Origin of the sequence: Catenovulum sp. SX2, assembly GCF_052056295.1 — a bacterium.
GTDB lineage: Bacteria > Pseudomonadota > Gammaproteobacteria > Enterobacterales > Alteromonadaceae > Catenovulum.
The window spans coordinates 354,707-368,187 of sequence record NZ_CP182493.1 but is presented as its reverse complement, the minus strand read 5'-3'; the positions used below and the strand labels follow the sequence as shown (position 1 = coordinate 368,187).

The 13,481-nt window shown below is 40.3% G+C and carries 7 protein-coding genes and 1 tRNA gene; 2 read left to right on the top strand and 6 right to left on the bottom strand.

Features of this window, described 5'->3' with window-relative positions; all coding sequences use genetic code 11:
• Positions 1–27 precede the first annotated feature (27 nt).
• Together ACMZOO_RS01590 and ACMZOO_RS01585 are read right to left on the bottom strand one after the other, a co-directional pair.
• Entirely contained in the window at positions 28–978 is a 951-nt protein-coding gene (locus tag ACMZOO_RS01590) for a glycoside hydrolase family 43 protein (protein ID WP_440904988.1), read from the bottom strand.
• Between the two features lie 48 nt (positions 979–1,026).
• Positions 1,027–3,831: a TonB-dependent receptor gene (locus ACMZOO_RS01585; RefSeq protein ID WP_440904986.1), complete on the bottom strand. Its 2,805-nt coding sequence runs from the start codon at positions 3,829–3,831 to the stop codon at positions 1,027–1,029.
• A 292-nt stretch (positions 3,832–4,123) separates the two neighbouring features.
• Between ACMZOO_RS01585 and ACMZOO_RS01580 the strand changes: the two genes are divergently transcribed.
• Positions 4,124–5,194 carry a glycoside hydrolase family 43 protein gene (locus ACMZOO_RS01580; protein ID WP_440904984.1) on the top strand — a complete coding sequence of 357 codons (1,071 nt, stop codon included), beginning with the start codon at positions 4,124–4,126 and terminating at the stop codon, positions 5,192–5,194.
• Positions 5,195–5,386: 192 nt separating this feature from the next.
• Positions 5,387–8,971 carry a LamG-like jellyroll fold domain-containing protein gene (locus ACMZOO_RS01575; protein WP_440904983.1) on the top strand — a complete coding sequence of 1,195 codons (3,585 nt, stop codon included), beginning with the start codon at positions 5,387–5,389 and terminating at the stop codon, positions 8,969–8,971.
• Positions 8,972–9,180: 209 nt separating this feature from the next.
• Here the strand turns inward: ACMZOO_RS01575 and ACMZOO_RS01570 are convergent.
• From ACMZOO_RS01570 to gltA, 4 genes are all read right to left on the bottom strand, one after another.
• Positions 9,181–9,257: transfer RNA gene (locus tag ACMZOO_RS01570), tRNA-Val, on the bottom strand.
• A gap of 103 nt (positions 9,258–9,360) precedes the next feature.
• Positions 9,361–10,368, bottom strand: coding sequence for a DUF3080 family protein (locus tag ACMZOO_RS01565; protein ID WP_440904982.1), 1,008 nt, complete (start codon positions 10,366–10,368; stop codon positions 9,361–9,363).
• A complete protein-coding gene (locus ACMZOO_RS01560; protein WP_440904980.1) occupies positions 10,358–11,680 on the bottom strand; it encodes an MATE family efflux transporter in 1,323 nt (440 codons plus the stop codon). The genes ACMZOO_RS01565 and ACMZOO_RS01560 overlap by 11 nt, the downstream gene beginning before the upstream one ends.
• 109 nt (positions 11,681–11,789) lie before the next feature.
• Entirely contained in the window at positions 11,790–13,073 is a 1,284-nt protein-coding gene (gene gltA / locus ACMZOO_RS01555) for a citrate synthase (RefSeq protein ID WP_440904978.1), read from the bottom strand.
• Positions 13,074–13,481: the final 408 nt, after the last annotated feature.

Below are 13,481 nucleotides of genomic sequence, written 5' to 3'. Positions count from 1 at the left end.
ATCCTCAAAGCTTTATGGATGCACCTGTTATTTAACTGGTGCGACACCTTCGCTCGTTTGGATTACTTTTTTCAAAGTACCATCACTGTTGTAATGGAGATAATCTATCGCCATTGAGCGTCTGAAGCTACCACCCGTTTCTGGGTGTTGCATCATACCTGTGTGGTAAAAGAAATAACTTTTACCCTTAAAATCAATAATACCTTGGTGGATTGTATTGGAATTAGCCGCACCTTCGGCGATTAACCCCTGATATTTCCACGGTCCAGTAATACTTTTTGCGGTTGAATAAGCGGTTTTTTCTGGAAAGCCCACTGCATACGAAAGGTAATAGGTATCACCTTTTTTGTGTATCCAAGGCGCTTCGGTAAAACCTTTAACTTGCTCGTCTGGTACAACATGAATTGGTCCGTCTAGCTCAATCATATTGTCTTTTAGTTTGGCGTAATACGCTTTTTGATTACCCCAATATAACCAAGCTTGGCCATCGTCATCGATAAACGCAGCAGGGTCGATATCATCCCAGCTAATCGCTGTTGCTTTAGTCATGTCGTTGGTCACCAATGCGCTACCACGTGCATCTTTAAACGGGCCAGTCGGCGAGTCACTAACGGCTACACCAATTGCTTTGCCGTGAATGCTTTTGTGATCACTTGTGGTATACCAATAAAACTTGCCATTTTTCTCAATTACATGACCAGCCCAAGCTGCACCAGAAGACCAAGTGAAATCAGTTGGTCTAAGTGGCGAGCCATGTGACTGCCAATTCACCATATCTTTGGATGAATAAACTAGCCATTCATTCATGGTATAACCTTGATCGATTGCTGCCTCATCACGTCCAACATAAACGTATACAGTATCATCTACCACTATAGGAGCCGGATCTGCGGTAAAAACGTCTGTTATCGCTGGATTAGCAGCATAACTAGAACATGTGTACATACTCAATAATGTGGCAATTGACCACTTTTTCATATTAAACCTCTTTTTAACTACATTTTTGCCAGGTTAAACTTGGCGGCCTTATTCAAATTTAAATCTAAAGCCTAAGCCAAAATAACGGCCTTCATCACGCACATCGATTGGGAAGTATTGGCTTGGGGTAATTTGGCTATAATTTCTAAATGGTCGAGCAAGTAAGTTGCCTATGTCTGCATATACCAAATAGTTTTCAGTAATATCGTAGCGAACTGAAAAATCTAAGCGGTCACGCGCTCTGGTTTTGCGGTCATACAATTGCCCTTCATGAAATTGAGTGTCGTATACCCATGGCGTGCGATAGTTATATGACAAACGTGTACCGAACGCGCCTTTTTCAAAGAATATTGCCGCATTATATGTCCAATCTGATAGACCTAAGATAGGTCCATATTCACCTTGCTCGCCAAATACTGTTGGTTGAGCAATTTTGCCTTTGAGGTAGGTTGCATTCGCGCTAATACCAAAGTGCTTCCAATCACCTGGGAAAAAGTCAAAGAAGGTTTGTGCGTTTAATTCATAACCGTATATTTCGCCTTCACCTGTGTTTTCTGGGCGGTTAAGTCTTACCGTACCATAGTCAGGCGTCTCAATATTACGTTCAAACCATTTAGTAAAACCAAATAAATCACGGTAAAAACCAGCGGCACTTAAATAACCAGTTTCAGAAAAATAGTACTCTAAACTGATGTCATAGTTAGTTGATGTTAGAGGTTTTAAGTCAGGATTACCTGAATGGCCGATTGCATCCCACTCGCGCTCTGGCGCATTCGGATCAGTGTCACCACTGTCAACAATCTGGCTAATATTTAAAGCTGGGTTTAAATCACCAAAATGCACTTTAGTACGGGTTTTGGTGTAGCCTAACCTAAGTTGCAAGTCGTCCGTTAATTTGGCGCGTAAACTCACATTTGGCAAAACATCTGTGTAGCTGTCTTTGGAGTTTCTCGGCTCATTTATTATGCCGCCTTCACCGTCGTTTACCGTTGATGTCCCGCTCATTTCAATATCGGTTCTGATTACTCGAACACCAACCACGCCGTCAATTTCGATAGAGCCAGCATTAAGAATATAATCACTTTGTAGGTAAGCTGCGTAGGATTTTTCATTGGCTAAAAAGTATGTTGCCGGGTCAAGTTCTACGTTTTCTTTGGCATATCTATCTAAATCACCTTGTACCCAAGGCTGGGTAACGACCAGTTCTTGTAGAGATTCATACGCCAATTGACGCAGTTCTTTATTGTTGGCTGCAATACCCTCGCGCGAAGGCACTAAATATTGGGTAAAACCTTGTTCATCACCGCGGAAAGGATTCAGGGTTAAACTCAGCTCGCCAACGGGCAGATCAGTTAGTGGAATATTCAAATCCATTGTGCGCGCGTAACGTGCCCCTGATTTAATGCTGGCATTTCTGTCTGAATATCTAAAACCTGTTTCTATGCGTGATACTAAGTCCCATGGAGTGTAGTAGGTGAAGTCGGTACGCCACTGCAGGCCATCTCCCTCGGTGACTAGGGTTCGTTCAAAATAACCACGCCATTTATACAAAGACTCATCCATCACATTAAAGTTAGGTAAATCCCAAGCAACCCCTTTACCAGTATTAAAATTTGCTGTTACGGTTTGAGGCTCGGTTAATGCAAAATCTAAACTCCATTCGTTTAGATCAAAGCGGCTGTTGGTATAGGCAAGGTCAGTGTGTATTTTTAAATTGTCCGATGTCCAAATTGCGCCTGTTGCAACTTGATTGGTGTTGGTTTTACCTTCGTTGGTACTGCGAAAACCTTCTTGAGGTATACCACCGCTTTTGGTGAAGCTTTGTGCTTGATCTTCAGTTCCTTCAACGAGTACGACGTCAGTTAATTTGGGGTCGCCAAATTCAGGATGCCAAAAGTTCAGGTTGGTCCAAAACTTATCAATGTAACCTTTACCTCGATAGCCTTGATAGATGCCATCAAAATAGAGTTCTAAATTATCATTTGGCTTCCATTGAATTGCGACGTTGGCTGAAGGGCGCTCACGTTTGCCACCATCATTGTAAATGCCAACATCGACTGGAAAGGTAAAGCCACCAGAGCTGTATTCTTCCGGTGAAATATCCCACCATTCTGCTGCTCTTGGATACCAAGCAGGTTCACCGTAACGTACACCATTGTAATATTGTGATTGTGCTTTAGTGACATTTGCTAGAAAACCAACTTCACCCAAGCTTGTTTGCCATCGGTTTGAATATAATAAGTTGTAGTTAGGATCGGTTCTTTCGCTTTGATCGTTATAACTAACGTGGATGCCACCAGCAACAATTTGGTCGGCAAAATCAAATGGCCGACTGGTTCGAATGTTTACTAAACCTGCTAACCCTGGCTCTATCACTTTTGCAGTGCCCGACTTGTATACTTCAATGCCAGCAATAGCTTGTGATGGCATATCCATTAGCTGAACGCGGCGCAATTCACCGGTAAAAATTTCACGGCCATTGTATGAGGTTGTCACATCAGGTAAACCACGAATAAGTACACCATTCGCTTCATCACCCGAGCGCGTTACTTGCACACCCGTGATACGAGCAATACTTTCGGCGGCAGTTTTATCCGGCAATTTACCTATGTCTTCGGCGACAATTACATCCATAATTGACTCTGAAGTCATTTTAATTTCTTGTGCCTTTATCATACTGGCTCTTAAACCAGTAACTTGAATCACTTCAGTTGCGTCTGCTTTCTTTTTAGCTTCTGCCTGAGTTTGTTCTTCATTTGTTGTTTGCTCAACTTCTTGAGCATTTAGTTTGATACTTGTTGCAATAGTCAGTGCTATTGCGGTTGGTATAAAAGGGATATGTTTTAAATACATATTCTGTCTCCCGCTTAAGAATTATCGTCTGGTTTTTTGTTGGTACTTTGTTGTAAGGGAGAAAACACATTCTTATTTAATGTTATTAAATTGTGTTTTATGCCCCTATTAATTACAGACGGTGTATTCCTATAAACCCTTAAAAAATATTTTCATATTATTTAATAATTTTTTTATTTTATTAAAAATCAGTGTCTTAAAAATTTGTTTTATGGGTTATGACATTTTTGTCGTCGTATATTTTGTAAGGCAATTAAATTGCACTAACCGCAAACAACTGGAGTTTTTTAAGATGCGATTATTTTTGGTGTTATTAAATCTATGTAAATTTGAAAAATTGGAATTGGCGATTAAATCGCTGATGATGATTGTTGTAACAGCGCTTTTTACTGGCTGTGGAATGGTTAATCAAAGTGGCGATAGTCAGTTTGATTATATTAATCCACTCGTTGAGCAGCGCGCTGATCCTTGGATCCATAAAGATACGGATGGCAGTTATTATTTTATTGCGACATCACCAAAGTTTGACCGAATTATGTTGCGTAGCTCAAAAACCATTAATGGTTTGAGCAGTGCAACTGAAAAAGAAATTTGGCGCAAACACGAAAGTGGTGAAATGAGTGAGCACATTTGGGCACCTGAACTGCATAAATTAGATGGCAAATGGTACGTTTATTTTGCAGCTTCTAGCGTTGAAAACAAATGGCATATTCGCGTGTATGCTTTGTCTAACGCGTCTGCCAACCCTATGGAAGGAGAGTGGGTAGAAGAGGGACAAATCAAAACAGGTTGGGAAAACTTTGCGTTGGATGCAACGGTTTTTGAACACAAAGGTAAGCGTTACATGATATGGGCACAAGCAAACAAAGAGTGGGAATACAACTCTGCTTTGTGGTTAGCGGAAATGACCAGCCCAACGTCAATTGATACCAGCAAGATTATTGCGATTACCAAACCAACTGAGTTTTGGGAAACCAGCAAATATAAAGTGAATGAAGGTGCCGCTGTGTTAATTCGTAATGGCAAAATATTTGTCACTTATTCGGCCAACGCGACCGATGACAATTATGCTATGGGTTTGTTATGGGCTGATGTCGACGCTGATTTAATGGATGTAAACGCTTGGAATAAATCCAAAGAACCTGTGTTTTATACAGATGCGGGTCTTAAACGATTTGGCCCAGGACACAATAGTTTTACTGTAGCTGAAGATGGTAAAACAGATTTGTTAATTTACCATGCGCGTTACTATCGTGAATTAGTGGGTAATCCGTTAACCGATCCAAACCGCCATACACGCGTCCGTGTAATTACTTGGGATGAAAATGGCTTCCCCAATTTTAATCAATCATTAGATGATTAAAGTTTATTTGCTCAATACCTCTGCAGCATCCTTCGTGATTGACACAAGTAGGTATCGCAAATAATACAGAATCAAAAAAGGCTGATAATTACTCATAGCAACAATCACTATTACAAGTAGCACTGTAATAGTGATTAAAAACAAAGATATGTACGCAAATAACAATAAATAAAATTACTAATAGGCTTTTTAATGAAATCAATTAATATCATAATGCTATTGACCAGCATGTTAGCCATCACAGCTTGTGGTTCCGACGATGGAAATAGCAAATATCCAGAAAATGAAACGCCGGTTGAACTTCCTGAAACCCCTGAAAACCCAGAATCACCAGATACACCCGAGACTCCAGATACACCTGAGACTCCAGATACACCCGAGATTCCAGATACACCCGAGATTCCAGATACACCCGAGATTCCAGATACACCCGAGATTCCAGATACACCGATTTATCAAGCCAAACCAGCTATTTCAACTAGTGTTACACTGACCAATGAAGGCGCCGTTCCTTTTGCTGATATTGGCGTACATGATCCATCAATTGTTAAAGATGGCGACACTTATTATCTCTTTGGCTCGCATTTAACTGCGGCTAAATCACAAGATTTGATTACTTGGACCTACCTAGAGCGCGACGGAGTTCAAGCAACAGGCACTTTTGCAAACAATCCATTATTTAACGATCCTGCAAACGGTCGAACTGCATTCACTGAACTTGCAGGTAGTTTTGATTGGGTAGGGGACCAAGCTCAATGGGCTGCTGATGCAATAAAAATAGCTGATAAATATTACTTCTACTACAACCAAGGTGTTATTGCTTCGGCAGAAGCAACCAATGGGGAAGACAAGTGGGGATCTTGGGGTTACCTTGGTGTTGCCGTTGCAGACAAGATTGAAGGTCCATATAGAGACTTAGGCCCTATTGTAAAATCAAGCGGTGCACAAACAGCTGGCTCAGTTCACGTAGAAGATATCGATCCAGCTTACAATAATTCAATTCATCCAAACGCGGTCGACCCTGACTTATTTTACGATAAAGATGGCAAATTATGGATGATTTATGGTTCATATTCTGGCGGCATATTCATTTATGAGATGGATGAAGCTACAGGTAAACCAATAGCTGGAAAGTACCAAGGCGCGAACAAATATGGCACTAAATTGATGGGTGGTCATCATGCCCCAATAGAAGGTGCATTTGTTATGTATAGCCCAGTGTCTGACTACTACTATATGTTTACATCCTTTGGTGGCTTAGCTAGTAATGGTGGCTACAATATTAGAGTTGTTCGCTCAAGAAATCCTGACGGCCCTTATTATGACCCGGCGGGGCAAAATATGAGTCAAATGCCCGGTACTTTAGCAATAGGTGCCAAGTTAATGGGTGGATTTGAGATTACTCAAGAAGTAGGTGAAAGTAATACTGCCTGGGGATATGTATCACCGGGCCATAACTCTGCTTATTATGATGCCGTAACTGGTCGTCATTTATTAGTGTTCCACACGCGATTTCCGATGAGTTCCTCTAAATATCCTGGAATTCCAGAAGCTCACGCAGTCCGTACACATGAAATGTTTATCAATGCAGATGGCTGGCCAGTCGTATCACCACAACGCTACGTCCCATTGGAAGGGGAAAATATTCCAGATGTAGTTGATATGGCAGGTTACTACAAGTTTGTTAATCATGAATATGATGTGAATACCTCGGCTAAAAAATCAGCTGCTATTTCGTTAAATGAGGACGGTACAGTTTCCGGTAGTGAATTTGGCACTTGGCACATGCTGGATAAAAGTGCCATTCGCTTAGATTTAAACTCGGGTAGTTATCTTGGCGTTGCAAAATGGCAATGGGATAACTCAAAAAATGAATTGGTTCCAACATTTAGTGCCTTGTCTACAAGCGGTGTATCTATATGGGGTAGTAAAATTGATGAAATTACCTCTACAACAGCAACGCTAGATATAGTTAAAGATGCGCTTGAAATTGACACTTTGATAACAGGGAACTCGATCCAATTGCCAATAATTGGCAAAAATGGTGCGACTATTAATTGGCAGAGTAGTGATGATGTTTATATCGAAACAGATGGCTCAGTATTTAGGCCTTTCCCCGGTTATGGCGACGAAACGGTTACCATGCTAGCAACAATTGAATTAAATGGTCAGGCAAGCACAAAAACAATTGATGTTGTTGTTAAAGAGCGCTCAGTGTACAACCGAGTTGCTAATTATAAATTTGATGATTCGCTGTCCGATGCTTTAGCTAACTTCACTGATGGTAAAATTAGTTCAAACGCACTTGGTGTTGATGGGGGCTCTGAAACCTACCTTACTGGTATTGACGGTAAGGCATTAGATTTTGACGGTAGTACAGCTTTGATACTCCCAAATAATTTAATTTCTAACAATGAATACACAATCTCTATGTGGGCAAATGCTGAAACACTTGCTCAACTTGGAGCTTTATTCTTTGGCGCTGCCGCTGATAATAATTGGTTAAATTTAGCCCCGTTGAGTTGGGATTCAAACATAATGCTTTGGTCTGGTAGCATTACTTGGTTTGATGGTGTGACCGATACACCAATGCCATTAAATACATGGACACATTTGGCTTTTTCGGTGAACAATGGCCTTGCTAAGGTTTATGTCAATGGAGAAGAAAAATTTTCAGGCGTTGGCTTTAGAGACTTATTCAGTGATGGCAACAATACCTTCGTCTTGGGGGGAAATTATTGGGACGGACAATTCAATGGTGCTGTTGATGAGTTTAGAGTTTATGAAGCTGCATTAGACGCGAGTGAAATACAATCGCTGGATATTGACAATACACCGGCATCTGAATTGCTCGAATCAGCTAAAAAACTAGTGTCGTTAGGAACTAATATTGACCCAACTAAACTCGAAGTTGATTTTGATCTAGTGAGAATTGGGCCATATGCCGCTGAAATTAAGTGGTTATCGTCAAATACAAATGTTCTTTCTATTAATGCTAAAAACCAAGTAAGTGTTATTCAACCTGATGTTGGTAATGAAGATGTTAGCTTAACGATTAGCGCAATTTTAAATTTGGACGGTTCTGAGGTTACCAAAGAATTTCCTGTGACAGTGAAAGCTAAAACAGTTACGACCCCTAAAATCAGCTTTGATTTTGAAGGCTCAATTGACGGTACGACAGCAGATGGTGCAATTCTCGTGAGTTCAGTGGTCGGTGATCGAATCCAAAATGCTGGTGGCACTCTGACATTCTCAGATGAAGGTATTAAGGGTCAAGCTCTAAGCTTAGATGGCAGCACGGGAATTTTGTTGCCTGATGGACTAATTAGCTCTGACAAATACTCAATCTCATTCTGGCTATACCCGCTTGCTGATTCTGGTTTTACCACCGCTTTCTTTGGTTACACAAATACAGATAACTGGATCAGTTATGTTCCAGGCGGATTGGGAGATTCTACTGACGCTATGCTATGGGCACGATTAACTCCACCAGCAAGCTATTACGATACGTTAAGTGGACCACAGATGCCGTTGAACGCATGGAGTCATATCGTGATCCGTGTGGATGGTGCAAACGCGACTGTATTCGTAAATGGCCAAGCTGTTGGTTTAAATACTCAATTTCCTGACGTATTTAGTAGTGGGAATACTAAGTTTGCTTTAGGTGTTAACTATTGGGATGCACCTTATTACGGCAGAATAGACCAGATTCGTATATTTGACGCTCCTGTATCAGCCTATGATGTAGAGCTACTTTACGCCGAAGGTCTGCAATAATACAAAAAGCAATGAAACTTTCTACGCTATCCAAATAAACTGAAGTTGCAATGCAATATTGCAACTTTTTAATAATATGATTGTTTTTGAAGCTTGGGTATTTTACTAAGTTTTCGCGTGTGGATAATCGTAGTTTACGATCTGTATTATTATCCAGCCAATTGGATGTCGATATTGCAGTGATTACTTCGGCTGTAAGCCTTTAGAATTGGTACGACCGAGTGGACTCGAACCACCGACCCCTACCATGTCAAGGTAGTGCTCTAACCAGCTGAGCTACGGTCGTACATTTGGAAGTTGTTGTCTAAACAACGGCGCGAATGTTACTGGTAAGTTACCGCTTTAGCAAGGAAATTTTGAACAAAAAAGTTTGATTGCGGTTTTTTTAATCATTCACTACAGCTAGCGAGCAAATTTTGCCAAGCTTGTTGATGGCTAATATTGGCTTGAGTGAAATCACTATAAATACTGCCGTTAGCTAAATTTAAATATCGCTCAAAATATTCAGGCGAGAAGCTTAGGTGATTAAAAAGCTCGACAACAATTGGCATTAGCTCATGCTGTAAACGGCTTAAACTGGCTAGGTGTGGTTGTAATTCAGTGACAAAATATTTATGCAGTACATTTTCAAGGTAGTCTATTTCGGTTGGCCTGGTATTGGCACACACTTGTTGGCTGGTTAGTTTGTTCAGTACAGTAGCTGTGTGTTGCAAAACTAGCGTTGTGTATTCGAGAGTATAAAAGTATTGGGCTAATAATTGGCTGCTGTGTATTTGGCCGGAACTTTTATTAAAGTTATCTACAATACTTTGTTCGAATGTTTGTTGTGGCAACTGCACCAATTGATTTGCAGCTTGAAAATAGGCGGCAACCTCAATGACACCTTGGCTGTCGTGTATTAGCATTTGTGTTGTTGGCTGAAATAATTTTTTATGGATTTCACTATTTAGCAAAAAGTAGTCAACTTGCTGCTGCCAATTTTGTTGTTTAAATTTGTGTAATCGCATTAATTCAGTGGCTTTGGCAGCTTGGCTGTAGTCGCAGTTATTTAATTGGCTTAATAAATTCGCTTCATAAATAAAGTGGTTAGCAACACTTTGCACCTTTCCTAAACTACTATTTTTTTCACCTATGTATGCTTGCAAGTTACAAGTGTGAATCGACAAAGCTTCTAAAAAGTCTAATTGAAAGGCTGGTGGTTTCTCACCAGCAATTGGCAAATTAGCTATTGGTTGTGGCTTAGGTGGTAAATTGATTTGTTGGTCGAGCAACTTTTCAGCCAGTGTTAAAACGCGTAGTGGATATTTTTCCCATTCGTTTACCACTGGATGTTGCTGGCAAGCACTGACACTTAATAACATTACTGCCAGCACTGTTAGTCTTTGTCTACCAAACACGTTTTAGCCTAAAGAATAACAAAAAACTGGTACAGCTTAGGCCAATTAATAAACCTTGCCAATAACCCTCTGGCCCTTGACTGGATGTGATCCAGTTAGTTTCACTCAGTATTAACCCCAATGGAAAGCCAATTAACCAGTAGGATATCAAAACCAGCACGAATGGTACTTGTGTGTCTGCATAACCACGTAGGCAGGATGAAAATGTCGTTTGAATGACATCTGGTAATTGGAAGATCCCGGCCCAAATTAGCAAAGCAGTAGCAAGTTGAAATACCTGCTCTGATGGCTGAAATATACTTGCGAACAACTCTTTACTTAAGATGATGGTGCTTGTTGAAAATACAGCAAAAACGATAGAAACAACTAATGTATATTTTACCCAAGATTTGGCCGCCTTAGTGTCATTTTTACCTATGCTTTGACCAATTAACACTGTAGCTGCCATACCTATGCTCAGCGGTATCATATAAAAGTTGGTTACTACGTTTAATGCTATCTGGTGTGCTGCTGCCGCTTGTGTTCCATGGGTTGCAATCGCCAACGCAACTGCAGCAAACAAAGCTATTTCTAAAAACAAGGTTAGACCTATAGGCAAACCCAATTTCATCAATTTAATTTGAGTTGCGACTTGGATTTTTTCGAAACTGAGATTGTTGATTAGTAGCCGAGTATGCTTAGCATATTTGCTATAGGTTAGCAGTGACAATAAAACCAGTGCATTAACTATGCTGGTTGCAATACCACAGCCGGCACCGCCTAGCTCAGGTGTTAGGGCTGAGCCATAGATAAATAAGTAGTTTAACGGCACGTTACACAGCAAACCGATAATACTCACATACATAAGTGGTTTAGTGTGTCCAAGTGACTCGTTAAGGTAGCGAAAAACACCAATAAAACAAATAAAAGGTATACCTATGGCTAAGTAGGTTAAGTAGTTTTGGCCGATTAAAACTAATGGTTGCTCTAACTTTAATAGCGGTAGTAATGGCATAGAAATAAACAATGCTAGTGAAAACATGATGGCGACTAGAATGGCAAACCAGAGAGATTGATTTAAATCATGCTGAAAAGCTTGGGTATTTCCTGAACCATAACTGCGTGACAACAAGGGTGCTAATACCATCATGCAGCCAGTGGCAAAAAAGCTAATTGGGTGCCAAATAGATAGCGCTGTGCCGACTGCAGCCATATCCGCATCACTGACTTGTGCCGACATAATTAAGTCGATAGTGACCATTAAAGTTTGAATTGCTTGGGTGATCCAAATAGGCCAAGCGAGTTTTAACAGGCGAGAGTATGGGTTTTGCAAAATGATTCAAATTCTTGCGTCAGAAATTTCGCGTAAGGGTAGTGGAAATGCTAGAAAAAGAAAAGCTCGCCGTAGCGAGCTTTTAGAAAATTAAGCTAAGTTGGTTAACTTAGTCTTTTGCAATTGGGCTAAATTCGCGTGGTAATTCGCCTGTGTATAATTGACGTGGACGGCCAATTTTAGCACCTGGTTGGCTAAGCATTTCATGCCAGTGTGAAATCCAACCAATTGTACGAGACAAGGCAAAGATAACTGTAAACATGTTAGTTGGAATACCTATAGCTTTTAAGATGATACCTGAGTAGAAATCTACATTCGGGTATAATTTTTTGCTAATGAAGTATTCGTCTTCTAACGCAATTTGCTCTAAACGCATTGCAACTTGTAACAATGGATCGTCTATGCCTAAAGCTTCTAAAACTTCGTGGCAAGTTTCGCGCATTACTTTTGCACGAGGGTCGAAGTTTTTGTAAACGCGGTGACCGAAGCCCATTAAACGGAATGGATCTGATTTGTCTTTCGCTTTAGCAACATATTCGTCGATACGGTCAACAGAACCAATTTCTTCTAACATGTTTAAACAAGCTTCGTTAGCACCACCATGCGCAGGGCCCCAAAGTGATGCGATACCAGCAGCGATACACGCATAAGGGTTCGCACCTGAAGAACCGGCTAAACGAACAGTTGAAGTTGAAGCGTTTTGTTCGTGGTCAGCGTGAAGGGTGAAAATTCTGTCCATAGCTTTTGCAACTGCTGGGTGAATTTCATAGTCTTCAGCTGGAACAGAGAACATCATGTTTAAGAAGTTTTCTGAATAGCTTAATTCGTTTTTAGGACATACGAATTTTTGACCTATGCTGTATTTGTAACACATAGCAGCAATGGTTGGTAATTTTGCAACTAAGCGCGTAGCACAACGTACACGTTGTTCTGCATCAGTAATATCTAAATCTCTATGATAGAAAGAAGATAAAGCGCCAACAATACCACACAACATCGCCATTGGATGCGCGTCACGGCGATAACCTCTGAAGAAGAACTCAATGCCTTCGTGAACCATAGTGTGTTTGTTAATGATGCCAACAAACTCTTTGTACTCTTCCGAAGTAGGTGCTTTGCCGTGTAACAACAAATAACATACTTCTAAATAGTCAGCTTTAGTCGCTAACTCAGCAATTGGATAACCACGGTGTAATAACACACCTTTTTCACCGTCGATGAAAGTGATTGCAGATTCACAAGAACCGGTTGCTAAGAAGCCCGGGTCGAACGTAAAGTGGCCAAATTTACCTAAAGAGCGCACATCGATAACATCGTGACCCATGGTGCCTGATAGAATCGGTAGCTCTACCGAATTACCGTCAATCGTGAGGATGGCTTTCTTGTCAGCCATAGAATATCTCCTTTCGAGCAAGTCATGTGACAGGTTTAGTTATTTATTAATACTTGAAACTGACGTATAAAGTCAATTTATACTGCGAAATAAAAGCAGCAAAGTAATTAAATTTTCTATTAAAACGCTTCACTAACATCAGAAAGCTAAATAAAGCTTACTACAATACAATTTTAGTAAAATTAAACTTAATAACAGAAGTTAATTATTAGGCTAAAATCTATTAGCAAACCATTGACAAAATGGTAGCCTAAATCGGCCTGCAGCCCAATCTAAATCGCATTCATTCGACAAATGCGTCTAATTCATTAAAAAAATGAACTTGAATAAAAAAAATCCTGTATAAAATCGCAAACTATTATTTTTTAAGCTAATGTTGTTACAATCATATTTGTAGCTAAATAGCCT